We start from the raw sequence: 15181 nt of genomic DNA on the forward strand, positions 1-15181 counted from the left end.
TTCGTAATTCGTAATTCGCAACCGGTGATTGATGATTTTTGAACTGAACTTTTCTATTTTTCGCTTATATAGACCGCCATATCGACAAGTCTGTTGGAGTATCCCCACTCATTATCATACCAAGCCATAACTTTAACCATATTGCCGCAGATCACCTGCGTAAGATCGAGGGCAACGATAGAGCTGTGGGGGTCTCCCTGAAAATCCTGGGAAACTCTGTAGTCATTATCGACTGCAAGAATGTTTTTCAGTTCATTTTGCGATTTTTGCACAAAAAGTTCGTTTATCTCTTCTTTGGAAGTATCTTTTTTAACTATTACATTCAGATCCACCATAGAGACGTTGGGAGTCGGAACCCTGACACTTTGTCCGTGCATCTTGCCCTGAAGCTGCGGCAAAACAAGTCCGATAGCTTTTGCGGCACCTGTTGTAGTAGGTATCATGTTGACAGCTGCGGCGCGTGCCCTTCTTTTATCTTTTCTATGTTTTACATCAAGAATATTCTGATCATTCGTATAGCTGTGAATTGTAGTCATCAGGCCTTTTTCTATACCGAATGCATCATCTAAAACTTTCGCAACCGGGCCAAGGCAGTTTGTTGTACAACTTGCGTTTGATATTATCTTTTCGCCATTGTAGTTATGCTCATTTACCCCAATAACATATGTAGGGGTATCATCTTTAGCAGGTGCAGAAAAGATAACTTTTTTCGCACCGTTGTCTATATGCGCCCTGGCCTGCTCTCTAGTTAAAAAAACTCCTGTACATTCCAGAACTATTTCAGCACCGTAATCTGCAAATCTTAGATTCTCAGGGTCTCTGTCAGAAAACACTTTTACTTTCGAATTCCCGATTTTTAAAAAACTCTCATCAAGAATTTCTACATCTTCGTCAAAAATACCGTGCACGCTGTCATATTTCAGAAGATATTCTATCATCTCCATAGAAGCCAGGTCGTTAATAGCAACTAGTTCTATATCATCTCTTTTGGCAATAATTCTTGCAACGCTTCTTCCTATTCTTCCAAATCCGTTGACTGCTACTTTTACCGCCATAATACACCTTTTGCATAAATTTTGGCTAATTTTATCCAAAAAGAGGTATTATAAAAATTAAAAACCCGCCTTACCCTTTAAAGGCACAAATATCAATCCCAAAAAGGCCGTAAAAGTTGAAAATAGCAATTTTCGGAGGAAGTTTTGATCCGGTTCACACCGGTCATATAGAGGTTGTCAAAAAAGCACTTCATGAGCTGGATATCGACAAAATAATAATAGTACCCACCTATCTGAATCCTTTTAAAAAAAGATTTTTCGCCCCTCCCGCTCTTCGTGTAAGATGGCTGAAAAAAGCTTTCATGCCATTTAAAAACGTAGATATATCGCTTTATGAGATAGAAAATCAAAGACCTACCTATACTATAGAGACGACCCAATATCTGAAGAAAAAATACAAAAATATAGAAAAGATATATATCATAATAGGAGCAGACAATCTCAAAGATCTTAAAAAGTGGTACAAATACAGGCATTTGAACAAGATTGCGGAATTTGTCATAGCAACAAGAGGCCAAGAAAAAATTCCGGCCAAATATAAAAAGATAAAAGTCAATGTTCCTGTCAGTTCAACACAGCTTAGAAAAAAACCTATAAGAAGATATTTGCCTAAAATAGTTGCTGGCGAGATAATTCGGTTTTATAAAAAAGCTTCCGGCCATCGGCACTCCAATGACCAATGACAAACATCTACTCTTTTATCTCCCTGCCCTCTTTGATAGCTTCCAAAAACTCTTCTATATTATATTTTTTTCTGTAAGCTTCGGTCATTATATGTATAAGTATGTCACCGAGATCTATAACGATCCATTCGTCGCTTTCATCAATTTTAAGAAACTCTTCACCCAGAGGTTTTAGTTTTTCTTTCAGATAATCCAGTAAAGCTGCTGTATGTTTGTCACCAAGAGATGTGGCTATTATAACCGTATCAACAAAATATCCTTTGTCTTTTAGGTCAAATATCTGAACATCTTCCGCCTTTTTCTCTTCGAGAAACTTTTTTATTCTTTCAATTCTTTCTTGCATCTACATCCTCTTTTTAGCTTCGATACCCAGCAGACCAAGGCCGGTTCTGATAGATAGAGCCGTTATTGCGAAAAGCTTAAGGTATCTCTCTTCGTAATCTGTCCCTATTACTTTGTTTGCATTGTAAAATCTATGAAACATAGCCGCCAAATTTTTTAAATAATCAGTAACTCTTTGGAGTTCTCTTTTTTCGAATGCGTCTTCTATAACTTCAGGCAGAAGAAGAGATGCAAACATCAAATCCTTGGCATCATCATTCAGTTTTTCGAGCTTCACTCCTATCACATCATCAAGAGTTTTGCCAGCTTTTTCAAAAAGGGAATTTATCCTGGCATGAGCATAGTTTATATAATAAACGGGATTTGAGGAGTCTTCTCTTTTTAACATATCAACATCAAATTCCAGATGCGTATCCGCTTTTTTGGTCAAAAATATAAATCTCAAAGCATCAGCACCCACTTCTTTGACAACATCGCTCATCAAAATGAAATTTCCGGCTCTTTTACTCATCTTGTAAGGCTCGCCGCCTTTAAGAAGAGAAACCATCTGAGCCAAAATAACTTCCAGTCTGTTTTCATCATATCCCAAAAATTTTATTGCAGCTTTAACTCTTGCAATATATCCGTGATGGTCTGCTCCCCAGATATTTATATATCTGTCAAACCCTCTTTGAAATTTGTAATCATGGTAAATGATATCTCCGGCCAGATATGTAGGTCTTCCGTCTTCTCTTACAACGACTCTGTCTTTCTCATCCCCGTATTCTGTCGACTTGATCCAAATTTTTCCATCTTTTTCATATATAGCGCCATTCTCTTCAAGTTTTTCCAAAACCTTTGGCCACTTCTGATAAAGCTCTTTTTCACTTACAAATGAGTCAAATTCGATTCCTATCTCTTCAAGATCGCTTTTTATAAGCTCCATCATCTCGTCTTTTGCCCATTCAGAGAGCTTAGGTATATGCACCTCATCTACAAAAACGGCTTCACCGAAAACTTCATACGCCTTTTTTGCAAGATCAAGTATATATTCACCTTTGTAATACTCTTTAGGCCACTCCACCTTGTCTTTGAGGATATTTTCTCTTCCTGAAAGATAGATCGAAAGTCCAAGCAGGTAGATCTGGTTTCCCGCATCGTTAATATAGTACTCTTTTGTAATTTTGTATCCGAGTCTTTTTCCTATTCTGCTGAGTGCATCGCCGATTACGGCTCCTCTTGCATGTCCTATATGAAGAGGTCCGGTTGGGTTTGCACTGACAAATTCAAGCAAAATTGACTCGCTTTTTTCATCACTGGCAAACTCATCTTCGTTTTTAAGCGCCCATGAGGCATAGCTATCCAGAAAATCTTCGCTGAGTCTGAAGTTTACATACCCCTTTATAGCTTCTACCGATTCAAATACGGAGTCTTCCTGCGAAAACATTTTTGCCAACTCATCCGCTATAACCATCGGCGACTTTCGATACTCTTTAGCAAGCGAAAACGCAATAGGCGTGGCAAAATGTCCGAAAGATTTATCTTTCGGTTTTTCAAGAACCACACTTTTTTTAATATACTTTTCCAAGATAGACTGTACTCTTTTTTTCAAGCACGTTCCTTTTTATTGATTGAAGATTCGAAAGTCAAAAGGTAAAGAGGTCAAGAGGGTGTACATATCTTTTCCTCTTTTAACCGCTTCAACCTTTTATCAAGCCTCTTTTGATTCTGTAGTTTTTGAAGTATTTGAAGCTGCTTCCTCTTTTCCCTCTATCTCCTTTTTGGGTTCTGCTTTAGCAACTTCTTCCTCGTCTTCTTTCATGGCTTTTTTAAAGTTTTTGATACCGCTCCCTAGCCCTTTGGCAAGTTCGGGAATCTTTTTCGCACCAAAAAGAAGTACGACAATAGCCAATATTATCAATAATTCCGGCATACTTGGCATACCCATCAGGTCTCCTTTAGTTGTCTTAAGTTTAAATGTTAATTATACTAAGCAAACCTGTTAAATTGCTTATTATTGTGCGCGGCTCCAATTTTCTACAAACTTTTTTATCTCTTTTTTAGACCTTTTGAGTTTCGCAGCTTCTGCAACGCTGCAGAGTCTATTAAGAGCCGATTCAAATTTATCATTAATAAGAATAAAATCAAAATATATAGCCTCTTTTATCTCTTCAAGAGCATTTGAAATTCTTTTTTCTATCACTTCAGCACTGTCTGTCCCTCTGTTCTGAAGTCTTGTTTTCAGTTCCTGAAGAGTAGGAGTAGTAACAAATACTGAGGTCGTTATATCTCCCATTTTTTCTCTGATACTTCTATGACCCTGAACATCTATATCAAAAACTACCAGCTTTCCTTCTTTTAAAGCATTGTTTATCTGCCTCATTGATGTTCCGTAATAGTTGCCATGAACGTTGGCGTACTCCAGAAACATCCCCTCTTTTATATCTTTTTCAAACTCCTCTTTGGAAACGAAATAGTAATCGACCCCTTCTTTTTCTCCCTCTCTTTTGGGTCTGGTAGTTGTAGATATACTGAAATATATATTGTCGACTCTTTTTATCATCTCTTTAATCAAAGAACTTTTACCCGATCCGCTCGGACCTGAAATCACCAGAAAAGCTCCGCTCATCTTTTTTTCTTCTTCTTTTTACTGAAATTTATTTTGATTGTTATCTCCATTCCGTCCAAAAGGTCTCTTATAGTATATAGATCCAGTGCTTCTGTCAAGGCTTTTATCTTCTCTTCACGCGAAAGCGGAGCAGATTCTTTTTCTTCTGCTGCTTTTTCAACGACAGGTTCGATGCTTTCTGTAATCTCTTCGATCTTCTCTTCTTCTGCGCCTAAAATCTCTTCAATCTCTTCTTCTTGAGGTTTATCAGAATACTCCTTCTCCTCTTCAAGAAGCTCCTGCACCTTTTCAAGCTCGCTTCTATCCAGAACACCGCTTTCTTTGACTTCTTCTTCGGTCACAAAAGGCTCTTCCTCTATACGTTCTTCTATCTCTATTATCTCTTCCTCACTACTCTCCTTGTTTTCTTCTTGTGCAGCAATCTCTTTTTGAATCTCTTGTATAAATTTGGGTTTTACCGTTTCATAACTCTCTTCCGTTTCCTGCTCTGTTTCAGTTTCCGCAACCATAGCCGCCTCGGCAGCTTCGGACTCTTTTTTTAGAATATATTCTATTTTTGACCTGATGCCTCTTAGAAGTTCGATAAGATCGGTAGGTAAAAAAGGTTTGGGCAGAGTAAAGTCAAAGCCTTCTATATGCTCATCTTTTACAGACGTTATAAGACCTATCTGTTTATACTCAATATTTTTTTTTATCTCTTCGAGAAAATTTTCATCATACATCTCATCATCGAGAAAAAGAACATCGTAACTCCCTTTTGGAAGTTCATATATATTATCGCACTCCTCAACCTCAAAACCTGCTTTTGGAGCACTCATGTGCAACATTCTTGATACTACCGGATTTTTGTTAATTAATAAAAGCTTCATCTGCTGCCCCGCTATTTTCAAAATAAAACGTCAATTTTTATTTTATTATCTTTTTGCTTTAATAACATTTTAAAACCTTTTACGCAAATATGGCAAAACTGTTGTTACAGCACAAAAAGGATGTTAAATGAATATAAAAATAGCAAATATTTTGTTTCTTATTATGATGACTCTGACTCTAAATGCCCAGGAAGGTACGCTTTATGTGATGCCTAAAGAGTCAAAAGAGGCACTATCTGCTCTTCTTGATTCCATTGACAAAGCAAAATCAAAAATCGACGTGGCCATATACAGTTTTACACATAAAAAGATAGCTAAAAGACTTAAAAATGCGGCAAAAAGAGGGGTCAAGGTTAGAATAATATTTGATAAAAAATCAAACATAAACTATAAAAGAAGTCAGCTCAGATATCTGGCGAAATATTCAAATATTGATATCTATCTTATAAACGGAAAGAGATTCAAAAATAGAAAATATTTCGGAAAAATGCATATGAAACTTGCCATCATCGATAATAGACGGCTTATTTTCGGTTCTGCGAACTGGTCCAATTCCGGATTTGGAAAAAATTATGAATTGCTGTATATTATAGACAGTTACCATATGGCAAAAAAAGCTGGGAATTATTATGAACAGATGATCAGGGAAGCGGAAAGATACTAATTGTCAAAAATCCTGAATCTTTACAAGTTTCCTGTTTTCCAGTTTGTAAACACGATCGCACTTTTTTGCGAGATCTAAATCATGAGTAACAAGAAAAAGGGCACCGCCTGACTTTTTTAGATATCCGAAGACCCTTTGCATAACTTCGCCTGCGGTCTTTTTATCCAGATTTCCGGTAGGTTCATCCGCAAAAATAATTTTTGGTTTTTTTGTCAGTACCCTCGCTATGGAGACTCTTTGCTGCTCACCGCCGCTTAATTCGGTAACTTTTTTATGTATAACTTTTTTTATTCCGAAAGAGTCGATAATCTCTTCATCTATCTCTTTTTTTGCAAGCAAAGAAGCCACTTTTATATTCTCAAAAGCACTAAAACCTTTGAAAAGATAATGAGATTGAAAAATGATGCCTATCTTTTCTCTTCTGATTTCCATAATATCTTTTTTATGAGAATTATAGATTTTTTTTCCAAAAAGAGTTACTTCACCCTTTTGAGGTTTTAAAAGTGTAGAAAGGATATGCAAAAGAGTCGATTTTCCACTGCCGCTTACACCTATAACAGCAACACTTTCGCAACTCTTCAACTGCAGTGTTACATTATCGAACAGGGGATAGTCAAATGAGTGGGAGATATTTGAAGCATTCAAAAGAAGAGAAGAGATCTCTTCTCTCTCTTCTGTTTTTTTTGTCATTTTATTCGCCGAGCTGCTGAGCTACCTCTTCAGCGAAAGAGCATCCTTTTTTCTCGATCCCTTCGCCAAGTTCATATCTTACAAACTCTACAATCTTAGCTGTCCCTCCGGCTTTTTTAGCAGCTTCTTCAAGAACTTGTCTGACAGTTTTTTTGTCATCTTTGACAAATTTCTGTCCAAGAAGTGTATTTTCTTCTACAAATTTTTTGATTTTTCCCGGAAGAATTTTTTCGATGATATTTGCAGGTTTGCCCTCTTTCTCAAGCTGAGCTACCGCTATCTCTTTCTCTTTTTCAATAACACTCTCGGGAATTGAGCTCTCATCAAGATATTTTGGATTCATAGCTGCTATATGCATAGCTATATCTTTCAAAATATCTTTTATAGAATCACATACTTCGGGTTTGTCGCAAACAGCTGCAACAATAACGCCTATTTTTCCTCCCATGTGAAGATATCCGTTTACAACACCGTTACCTTCTACGCAGATTCTGTCAAATCTTCTTACAATAATGTTTTCTCCGATTTTTGCAATCTGCGCTTTCATAAACTCTTCAAATTTTATACCGTCAATTTCGGTTTCTAAAAGATCCTCTACAGTATCAGGCGCCGTTACATGGATATGCTTAGTCGCTTTTTTTACAAGAGCCTGAAAGTTATCGTTTTGAGCTACAAAATCTGTTTCAGAGTTTATTTCGCTTATCGTAGCACATTTGTAGTCATCGCTTATTTCGATGGTTATAGCTCCTTCGCTTGCTACTCTATCCGCTTTCTTTGCAGCTTTGGCGATACCCTTTTTTCTTAGAATATCTACCGCTTTATCAAGGTCTCCTTCAGCTTCAATGAGGGCTTTTTTACAATCCATCATTCCGGCACCGGTTTTCAGTCTCAAATCTTTTACCATAGCTGCACTGATATTCATTATTCTGTCTCCTCCTCTTTAGCTGCTTCTTCTTTTGCCTCTTCTACAGTTTCGGCTATCTCTTCTTCTGTTACCTCTTCAACTGCAGCCTCTTCCTGCTCTTCCGCCTCTTCCTGTGCTCTAAGCTCTTTTCCTTCGATGATAGCCTCTGCCATCTCTTTGCAGAAAAGCTGTATAGATCTGATAGCATCATCATTTCCCGGAATAGGATAGTCTATAACATCAGGATCGCAGTTTGTATCAAGAGGGGCAATTACCGGAATTCCAAGCTTATTCGCCTCTTTTACCGCAATATGCTCTCTTACCGCATCAATAACAAAAAGCATATCCGGCAACGTTTTCATATCTCTGATTCCGCCCAGAAAGTTTTCAAGTTTCTCTTTTCTTCTTTTGAGCATCAAAGCTTCTTTTTTTGTAAGAAGCTCCATCTGACCGCTCTTTTCCATCTCTTCTATAACTTCAAGTTTTCTTATTGATTTTTTAATCGTAGGAAAGTTCGTAAGAGTTCCACCAAGCCATCTTGAATTGACGTATGGCATTCCGGCTTTTTGCGCATACTCCTGTATAGCGTTTCTCGCCTGTTTCTTTGTTCCCACAAAAAGTATTGTTTTTCCTTCTTTTGCCGCATCTCTTGCTATGTTATATGTATATCTGAAATATCTCAGAGTCTTTTGAAGGTCGATAATATGGATATTCTTTCTTACTCCAAAGATATATTTTTTCATCTTTGGATTCCATCTTCTTGTCTGATGTCCGAAGTGCACCCCGCATTCGAGCAGGTCTTTCATTGTAACCATTGGTTCTCCTTGTCTGTTGTTTAGGTTTTTGCCTCCACACCCATCAACGCTCTCGCGCAACCTCTCAAGGATTGGTGTGTGTGTTTTGGCTTTTGAACTGGCAATTTTACTAAAATTTCCCTTAATTTTAGCTTTCTTAAAGCTTACCCTTTCTCAGCTCTTTTAATTTCTCTTTTACCTCCTCCGCATGCCCCTTTACCTTCACTTTCGGCCATATATAGGCTATCTTACCTTCAGGATCAATAAGAAAAGTCGATCTTATGACCCCTTCGAACTCTTTGCCATACATCTTTTTAAGCCCCCACGCTCCATACTTTTTGAGGACTTCTTTTTCGGTATCGCTAAGTAGCGTTATTTTGAGCCCTTTTTTCTCTATAAAATTTCTGTGTTTTTGCGTCGTATCCGGGCTTACACCCAAAATAACCGCGTCTTGTTCTTCAAACTCCGGCATCCGCTCGGTAAAATCACATGCTTCGGTAGTACATCCGGGCGTGTTATCCTTGGGATAAAAATATAGAACAACCCATTTTCCTTTCAAATCATGAAGACATATCTCAACATCATCTTGATTCGGCAAACAAAAATCCGGCGCCAAATCTGCAATTTTCAACATCTATTCTCCTTTTTAGTGTTAGTGTTGGAACAACATCGATCACTTTCAAGGGTTCCTCTCTACAAACTCGGCATTTTTATAAAACTCTTTAAGTTTTTTTGCAAAAATCCCTGTTTCATCACTCTTTAAAAGGTTGCAGTTTTCGTCATATACTCTGGCACTGCACAAAGCACAGCTCGGCGATTTTGATTTTAGAAAAAATTTCTCTATATCAGGATATCTTTTCGCAAATCTTTGCGCCTCATTTGCAATCTTTTCGGTATAGTCTTTGCGACTCTCGTTTCCAATGGCTCGAATGCTTCCATCTTTTTTTATCAGATCTATCGTTTCTCTGGGAGTTCCCAATATATTATCTTCTGGGCAAAAAGAGACTACATCATACTCTTTGATCTCTTTTATCAACTCCTCGTCTCTTCTGTTTCCTCCGTCATATCTGCAATTTTCCCCCAACAGACATGCACTTACGGCTACTTTTGTGTTGGAGCCAGTATCTTTTGGCTTTCTCACTTTCTTGCTTTTACACAATAACAACCGACTTTATTTCCGTATACTCTTCGAGTGCAAATTCCGGCCCCTCTCTACCTATACCGCTAAGTTTCACACCACCGTAAGGCTGGATATCGAATCTTAAAGTCGGAATATCGTTTACAACGACACCTCCTGCCTCCGCATCCTCTATGAATCTTTGTACAAGCTTCAAATTATTTGTAAATATTGAAAACTGCAGGCCATAAGGCGAGTTGTTGATCCTTTTGATTGCATCATCATAATTTTTCACCTTGACAAGGCTTACTATGGGAGCAAAAACCTCTTCGCAGACTATTTTCATCTCTTCGGTAACATCAGCCATTACGGTAGGATAAAAAAGTTTTCCTTCCGATTTTCCTCCCGCAACTACTTTTGCCCCTTCCTGTTTCGCACTCTCGACCCAGTTCAAAGCTCTTTTGGCAGCCTCTTCGTTGATAAGCGGTCCCATAAATGTATCTTCTTCATAAGGGGAGCCTACTTTCAACTTGCCTGTCTCTTTTGCCATAAGAGCAGCAAACTCCTCATATACAGCTTCATCAACATATATTCTTTGCAAAGATATGCAAACCTGCCCTGAGTTGACAAAAGCTCCGAATGCGCATCTTTTTGCGGCATATTCAATATCTGCGCTTTTTTCTATAAAGGTGGCTGCGTTTCCGCCAAGCTCCAGGCCTATCTTTTTTATCCCGGCACTTTTCGTTATTATTTCGCCCACCTGAACACTTCCTGTAAAACTGACGACTCTGGGAATATCACTTGTTACAAGAGCACTTCCCACTTCTGCATCGCCGTAAACGACGCTTAATGCATCTTCGATCGCAAATTCGCTCTCAATAAACAGTTTTGCAAATTTATATGCAGTGAGAGGCGCTTCGGGTGTAGGTTTGAGCACAACACTGCATCCTGCTCCCAGAGCCGGGGCAATTTTATGTGCGACCAGATTCAAAGGAAAATTAAACGGAGTAATGGCAGCGACAACTCCCGCCGGAACTCTTTTGTAAAAAGAGAGGGTTTTCTTTCCACTTAAAGTAGCATCGGTATTTATCGTCTCACCTTTCATATGCAAAACTGCATCTGCGGCAAGTTCAATCGTTTCGGCACATCTGTCCACCTCTACACGAGAAAACTGTATCGGTTTTGCTATTTCATCCGTTATCGTTTTTGCAAACTCCTCTTTTTTTTCTCTGAGTCTTTTTGCAACGTCTCTTAGCCAGGCTACTCTTTGAGAAATATTTGATTTTTTTGTTCTTTCAAACGCTCTTTTTGCACAGATAAGGGCTTCTTTGGCATCTTCTGCACTACATTTGGGATAGAGCGATACAACTTCACCGCTAAATGGACTTACTCTTTTTATCATCTCTTTTTTTTCTATCTCTTTGCTTCCTATAAGCAGTTTCGCTTCCATTTAAAACTCCTGTTTTTAAGACATTTTCTTCTCTTTTAACCCTTTATTCTATTATATTCTTGTTTAAACTATATTTTGATAGACTTGGCAAAATTTTATTTTCGGAGCCGAATATAATGGAAAAAGCCAAATATATCTGGATGGACGGGGATTTTGTCAACTGGGATGATGCCAAAATCCACATTTTAAGCCATACGCTACATTACGGAAACGGTGTTTTTGAAGGAACCAGAGCATACAAAACCGAAAAAGGTCTGGCAATATTCAGACTCAGAGATCATACTAAAAGACTTTTGAATTCTGCAAAAATAACTATGATAAAGTCTCCGTATACTCTCGAAGAATTGGAAAATGCACAGATTGAACTTTTGAAAAAAAACGATTTCAAATCAAACGTATACATAAGACCGCTTATATTCTTAGGCTACGGTGTTATGGGTCTTTATCATGTAAATGCTCCTGTTAACGTTTCCATCGCCGCCTGGGAATGGGGAAGCTACCTGGGTGATGAGGGATTAGAAAACGGTATCAGAGTAAAGATAAGCTCTTTTGCAAGGAACTCGGTAAAATCGACAATGGGGAAAGCAAAAGCTGTAGCCAACTATCTTAACTCTCAAATGGCAAAGTTTGAAGCTCTGGAAGCCGGATATGAAGAGGCACTTCTCCTTGATGAAGAGGGTTTTATTGCAGAAGGCAGCGGAGAATGCTTCTTTATAATAAGAGACGGAGTTTTGATTTCACCTCCAAATGACAACTCACTTGAATCAATTACACAAGAAACGGTACTCAGACTCGCACGTGACAAAGGCATACCTATAGAGAGAAGAAGAGTAACGAGAGATGAAGTATATATAGCAGATGAAGCGTTTTTCACAGGGACCGCCGCAGAAGTTACGCCAATAAATGAAGTGGATGGCAGAGTCATAGGAAATGGAAAAAGAGGAGAGATAACAAAAGAGCTCCAGAGCGCATATTTTGATGTAGTGTATGGAAGAAACCCGGAATATGAACATTTTCTAACATATATATAGAACCTTTTTAAAAAATAATTTATATAATTTAAAACAAGCAGATTTAAATTAATAAATGTAAAATATGGTCAGCCTATGAAAAATAGGCAGATTTTAAAGAAAACCAGAGAAAAAGGAAATTTTAATGCCTGCTGATTTGAATGACTATTTTAAAAAAAAGATGGATGAAAATAAAGGAAATGAAGGGGGACCGCCGCAGTTTCTCAAGGATTTCGGGAAAAAGGCTACCCTTATCTATATCGCCGCTACAATAATAATACTCATCATAATAGCAAAACCGTACGTGATAGTTAACTCAGGCGAAGTGGGAATAAAAGTTACAGCCGGTAAATATGACCCTATGCCGCTTGAACCCGGAATACACTTTTTTATACCGGGAATCCAGAAAGTTATAAAAGTAGATACCAAAGTTAGAATTATCAATTACAAGAGTTCTGCCGCAAGAGAGGGCTTTAGAGATATAGGTGAGGGAATAAAAGTAAATCCAGCTATATCAGTTCTTGATGCCAGAGGTCTTCCGGTCTCCATCGACCTTACAGTTCAGTATAGACTAAAACCGCAGGGTGCTCCTCAGACAATAGCGACCTGGGGACTCAGCTGGGAAGATAAGATAATCAACCCCGTTGTAAGAGACGTAGTCAGAAACGTAGTAGGTATGTTCAAAGCTGAAGAGCTTCCTATCAAAAGAAACGAGATAGCAAGACTTATAGAAACAAAAGTGAGAGAAAGAATAGAAAAGCTACCAAATACACCGGTCGAACTTCTATCGGTTCAGCTAAGAGAGATAATCCTGCCGCAAAAAATAAAAGAGCAGATAGAAAGGGTTCAGATAGCAAAACAGGAAGCAGAAAGAGTAAAATACGAAGTTGAACGTGCAAGACAAGAGGCTGAAAAAAGAGCGGCTCTTGCACGAGGTGAGGCTGAGGCCAAAAAGATAAAGGCGCAGGGCGAGGCAGATAGAATAATGATAGAGGCGAAAGCAAAAGCACAGGCGAACAGAGAAATAGGTCAAAGCGTAACAGCGAACCTGCTGAAACTCAAGCAGATTGAGGTTCAAGGCAAATTCAACGAAGCGCTCAAAGAGAACAAAGATGCAAAAATATTCCTTACACCTGGCGGCGCCGTTCCTAATATCTGGATAGACACAAAAGAGAAACAGAAAGCAACATCTGCTCAAAGCAGATGATGCTCCACTGTTTCTTAACAGATAGTATCTTTGAACAGGATTAAAGATGGACTTTATAGAATCTATCGACTGGGAAAAAAATCCTCTCATACCGGCAATCGTTCAGGACATTGACACAAACGAAGTGCTGATGCTGGCATATATGAATAAAGAGGCTCTTGAAAAAAGTATAAAGAGCGGCTATGCCCACTACTACTCCAGAAGCCGTCGCAAACTTTGGAAAAAGGGTGAAACAAGCGGACATACCCAAAAAATAGAGGAGATAAAACTTGACTGCGACAGTGATACCGTTTTGCTTAAGGTCAAACAGACAGGGCCCGCATGCCACACAGGAAGACAGAGCTGCTTTTTTAAAGATATATCCAAAAATATAATCTCTTCAGAGCCTCTGAAACCTACAGAAGAGATATACTCACCTGTTGATGCCTTGTATCACACAATAATGGAAAGAAAAGAGGCCGACATTGAGAGCTCATGGACAGCCAGACTTTTTGCCAAAGGTGAAAACACAATTTTGAAAAAAGTCATAGAAGAAGCGGGAGAGTTCTGTTTTGCGGTAAAAGACAATAGTAAAAAAGAGATTGTTTATGAGGCAGCAGACCTTCTGTATCACTCTCTTGTAGCTCTCGCATACAGAGATATCCATCCCGAACTTGTAAGAGAAGAGATAAAAAGAAGATTTGGCCAAAGCGGAATCGAAGAGAAGAAGAGCAGAAAAAACAGATAAAAAGCTACAAACAGTGAATCAATAGTTGCGCTCATTATAAATCAAAATGAAAACCAAGGTGTTGATATAACCCTCCACTAGTAGAGAATTCCCTCTTTCAGAAGCGCTTTTCTGATATCTCTCATCTGTCTGTTTTTATCCCTGCACCACAGAGGAGTAAGCAAAGTATCGTCGTCTATTCCGGCTGTCACTCTCTGGACTATCATATCTTTTGGAATCATTTTCAATACTTTTGTCAAAGTATCTATATAAAGTTCTTCGCTTATAGGCTTGAATCTGCCTTTTGTAAAGTCTACAGCAAGAGCTGTATTTTTTACAACATAAAGAGGGTGTATTTTTATCGAATCTATTCCCCATTCTATAGACTTTTCAACGGTTCTTAGCATCATATCCTGCGTCTCATCCGGAAGACCGAATATCACATGCCCGCATACCTTTAGACCTCTTTTTTTTGTCTTTTTTATCCACTCTTCAACATTTTTGCTGTCATGACCTCTGTTAATTTTCTCAAGTGTTTCGTCATACACAGACTGAATGCCGTATTCTACCCATATCTCTTTTGTCTTTGCAAGCTCCTGCAGATAGTCCAGTATCTCTTCGGTTATAGAATCACTTCTGGTTCCGATACTCAGGCCTATAACATCATCGAAAGTAAGAGCCTTTTCATATAGAGCTCTTAGTGTATCTATCGGTGCATACGTATTTGTAAAAGACTGAAAATATACCAGAAATTTTTCGGCGCCTTTTTTTTCAAGTCTCTTTTTGGTTGCATAGTATTGAAATTCTAGCTCTTTAATCTGTCTCTCAAGAAGGGGATTGGTTTTGACCGCAGGATTTAAAAAAAACTTTTTTGTCGCTGTTTTGTTCAGATTTGGACTGAATGATTCATTAAGGCAGAAGGTGCATCCGCCTTTTGCAACTGTACCGTCTATATTCGGACATGTAAAGCCGGGTATACTTATAGGAACTTTATAAACACTCTTTCGTAGAGTTTTTTTGTAATATCTTCCGAATGTCAGTATTTTTTTCACTTTTTTACTCTTCACCCGCTTCAAAGTATC

General features: G+C 38.3%; 18 protein-coding genes. 5 read left to right on the forward strand and 13 right to left on the reverse strand.

The annotated features are described in order from the left end of the window. Positions 1 to 53 precede the first annotated feature (53 nt). Positions 54 to 1055, reverse strand: a complete 1002-nt coding sequence (gap, locus tag EPR_RS08025) for a type I glyceraldehyde-3-phosphate dehydrogenase (protein ID WP_200762706.1) — start codon at positions 1053 to 1055, stop codon at positions 54 to 56. 116 nt (positions 1056 to 1171) lie between these two features. On the opposite strand from gap, the gene nadD reads away from it, so the two are divergent. Further along, positions 1172 to 1738 (forward strand): nicotinate (nicotinamide) nucleotide adenylyltransferase, encoded by a 567-nt coding sequence (gene nadD, locus EPR_RS08030; protein ID WP_200762707.1) that lies wholly within the window; start codon positions 1172 to 1174, stop codon positions 1736 to 1738. Between the two features lie 7 nt (positions 1739 to 1745). Here nadD and rsfS read toward each other — a convergent pair whose 3' ends face one another. From rsfS to EPR_RS08055, 5 genes are all read right to left on the reverse strand, one after another. Continuing rightward, on the reverse strand, positions 1746 to 2081 hold the full coding sequence (gene rsfS, locus EPR_RS08035; RefSeq protein ID WP_200762708.1) for a ribosome silencing factor: 336 nt from the start codon (positions 2079 to 2081) through the stop codon (positions 1746 to 1748). Beyond that, a complete protein-coding gene (gene argS / locus EPR_RS08040) occupies positions 2082 to 3671 on the reverse strand; it encodes an arginine--tRNA ligase (protein ID WP_200762709.1) in 1590 nt (529 codons plus the stop codon). 99 nt (positions 3672 to 3770) lie between these two features. Then, the gene (locus tag EPR_RS08045; RefSeq protein WP_200762710.1) at positions 3771 to 4007 is read right to left on the reverse strand and encodes a Sec-independent protein translocase subunit TatA/TatB; all 237 of its coding nucleotides are present in this window, start codon (positions 4005 to 4007) and stop codon (positions 3771 to 3773) included. 66 nt (positions 4008 to 4073) lie between these two features. Beyond that, on the reverse strand, positions 4074 to 4688 hold the full coding sequence (gmk, locus tag EPR_RS08050; RefSeq protein ID WP_200762711.1) for a guanylate kinase: 615 nt from the start codon (positions 4686 to 4688) through the stop codon (positions 4074 to 4076). After that, complete coding sequence (locus tag EPR_RS08055; protein WP_200762712.1) at positions 4685 to 5557, reverse strand: response regulator transcription factor; 873 nt, start codon at positions 5555 to 5557, stop codon at positions 4685 to 4687. The genes gmk and EPR_RS08055 overlap by 4 nt, the downstream gene beginning before the upstream one ends. Positions 5558 to 5684: 127 nt before the next feature. Between EPR_RS08055 and EPR_RS08060 the strand changes: the two genes are divergently transcribed. Continuing rightward, on the forward strand, positions 5685 to 6221 hold the full coding sequence (locus EPR_RS08060) for a phospholipase D-like domain-containing protein (protein WP_200762713.1): 537 nt from the start codon (positions 5685 to 5687) through the stop codon (positions 6219 to 6221). Between the two features lie 3 nt (positions 6222 to 6224). Here EPR_RS08060 and EPR_RS08065 read toward each other — a convergent pair whose 3' ends face one another. The 6 genes from EPR_RS08065 to EPR_RS08090 all read right to left on the reverse strand — a co-directional run bounded on the left by EPR_RS08065 (position 6225) and on the right by EPR_RS08090 (position 11176). Next, positions 6225 to 6911 carry an ABC transporter ATP-binding protein gene (locus EPR_RS08065; RefSeq protein ID WP_200762714.1) on the reverse strand — a complete coding sequence of 229 codons (687 nt, stop codon included), beginning with the start codon at positions 6909 to 6911 and terminating at the stop codon, positions 6225 to 6227. A gap of 1 nt (position 6912) precedes the next feature. Further along, on the reverse strand, positions 6913 to 7833 hold the full coding sequence (gene tsf, locus EPR_RS08070) for a translation elongation factor Ts (protein ID WP_234697124.1): 921 nt from the start codon (positions 7831 to 7833) through the stop codon (positions 6913 to 6915). Beyond that, on the reverse strand, positions 7833 to 8630 hold the full coding sequence (gene rpsB, locus EPR_RS08075; RefSeq protein WP_200762715.1) for a 30S ribosomal protein S2: 798 nt from the start codon (positions 8628 to 8630) through the stop codon (positions 7833 to 7835). Before rpsB ends, tsf begins: the two co-directional genes overlap by 1 nt. A gap of 136 nt (positions 8631 to 8766) precedes the next feature. Next, complete coding sequence (gene bcp, locus EPR_RS08080; RefSeq protein WP_200762716.1) at positions 8767 to 9243, reverse strand: thioredoxin-dependent thiol peroxidase; 477 nt, start codon at positions 9241 to 9243, stop codon at positions 8767 to 8769. 45 nt (positions 9244 to 9288) lie between these two features. After that, positions 9289 to 9750, reverse strand: coding sequence for a 2-thiouracil desulfurase family protein (locus EPR_RS08085; RefSeq protein WP_200762717.1), 462 nt, complete (start codon positions 9748 to 9750; stop codon positions 9289 to 9291). Positions 9751 to 9760: 10 nt separating this feature from the next. After that, positions 9761 to 11176 carry an aldehyde dehydrogenase family protein gene (locus tag EPR_RS08090; protein WP_200762718.1) on the reverse strand — a complete coding sequence of 472 codons (1416 nt, stop codon included), beginning with the start codon at positions 11174 to 11176 and terminating at the stop codon, positions 9761 to 9763. A 116-nt stretch (positions 11177 to 11292) separates the two neighbouring features. On the opposite strand from EPR_RS08090, the gene EPR_RS08095 reads away from it, so the two are divergent. The 3 genes from EPR_RS08095 to hisIE all read left to right on the forward strand — a co-directional run bounded on the left by EPR_RS08095 (position 11293) and on the right by hisIE (position 14120). Further along, complete coding sequence (locus EPR_RS08095) at positions 11293 to 12207, forward strand: branched-chain amino acid transaminase (protein WP_200762719.1); 915 nt, start codon at positions 11293 to 11295, stop codon at positions 12205 to 12207. Positions 12208 to 12331: 124 nt separating this feature from the next. Continuing rightward, positions 12332 to 13393, forward strand: coding sequence for a prohibitin family protein (locus EPR_RS08100; RefSeq protein ID WP_200762720.1), 1062 nt, complete (start codon positions 12332 to 12334; stop codon positions 13391 to 13393). A gap of 46 nt (positions 13394 to 13439) precedes the next feature. Continuing rightward, the gene (gene hisIE / locus EPR_RS08105) at positions 13440 to 14120 is read left to right on the forward strand and encodes a bifunctional phosphoribosyl-AMP cyclohydrolase/phosphoribosyl-ATP diphosphatase HisIE (protein ID WP_200762721.1); all 681 of its coding nucleotides are present in this window, start codon (positions 13440 to 13442) and stop codon (positions 14118 to 14120) included. Positions 14121 to 14197: 77 nt separating this feature from the next. On the opposite strand, the gene mnmL is transcribed toward hisIE, so the two are convergent. Further along, on the reverse strand, positions 14198 to 15151 hold the full coding sequence (gene mnmL, locus EPR_RS08110; RefSeq protein ID WP_200762722.1) for a tRNA modification radical SAM protein MnmL/YtqA: 954 nt from the start codon (positions 15149 to 15151) through the stop codon (positions 14198 to 14200). Positions 15152 to 15181 lie beyond the last annotated feature (30 nt).

The sequence above is a fragment of the Nitrosophilus alvini genome, from assembly GCF_015100395.1.
Lineage (GTDB): Bacteria > Campylobacterota > Campylobacteria > Campylobacterales > Nitratiruptoraceae > Nitrosophilus > Nitrosophilus alvini.

Excerpts from the sequence above, each read along its gene's own strand:
- gap (WP_200762706.1), bottom strand. The coding sequence starts at position 1,055 with ATGGCGGTAAAAGTAGCAGTCAACGGATTTGGAAGAATAGGAAGAAGC.
- rsfS (WP_200762708.1), bottom strand. The coding sequence starts at position 2,081 with ATGCAAGAAAGAATTGAAAGAATAAAAAAGTTTCTCGAAGAGAAAAAG.
- EPR_RS08045 (WP_200762710.1), bottom strand. The coding sequence starts at position 4,007 with ATGGGTATGCCAAGTATGCCGGAATTATTGATAATATTGGCTATTGTC.
- gmk (WP_200762711.1), bottom strand. The coding sequence starts at position 4,688 with ATGAGCGGAGCTTTTCTGGTGATTTCAGGTCCGAGCGGATCGGGTAAA.
- EPR_RS08055 (WP_200762712.1), bottom strand. The coding sequence starts at position 5,557 with ATGAAGCTTTTATTAATTAACAAAAATCCGGTAGTATCAAGAATGTTG.
- EPR_RS08060 (WP_200762713.1), top strand. The coding sequence starts at position 5,685 with ATGAATATAAAAATAGCAAATATTTTGTTTCTTATTATGATGACTCTG.
- EPR_RS08065 (WP_200762714.1), bottom strand. The coding sequence starts at position 6,911 with ATGACAAAAAAAACAGAAGAGAGAGAAGAGATCTCTTCTCTTCTTTTG.
- tsf (WP_234697124.1), bottom strand. The coding sequence starts at position 7,833 with ATGAATATCAGTGCAGCTATGGTAAAAGATTTGAGACTGAAAACCGGT.
- rpsB (WP_200762715.1), bottom strand. The coding sequence starts at position 8,630 with ATGGTTACAATGAAAGACCTGCTCGAATGCGGGGTGCACTTCGGACAT.
- bcp (WP_200762716.1), bottom strand. The coding sequence starts at position 9,243 with ATGTTGAAAATTGCAGATTTGGCGCCGGATTTTTGTTTGCCGAATCAA.
- EPR_RS08090 (WP_200762718.1), bottom strand. The coding sequence starts at position 11,176 with ATGGAAGCGAAACTGCTTATAGGAAGCAAAGAGATAGAAAAAAAAGAG.
- EPR_RS08095 (WP_200762719.1), top strand. The coding sequence starts at position 11,293 with ATGGAAAAAGCCAAATATATCTGGATGGACGGGGATTTTGTCAACTGG.
- EPR_RS08100 (WP_200762720.1), top strand. The coding sequence starts at position 12,332 with ATGCCTGCTGATTTGAATGACTATTTTAAAAAAAAGATGGATGAAAAT.
- hisIE (WP_200762721.1), top strand. The coding sequence starts at position 13,440 with ATGGACTTTATAGAATCTATCGACTGGGAAAAAAATCCTCTCATACCG.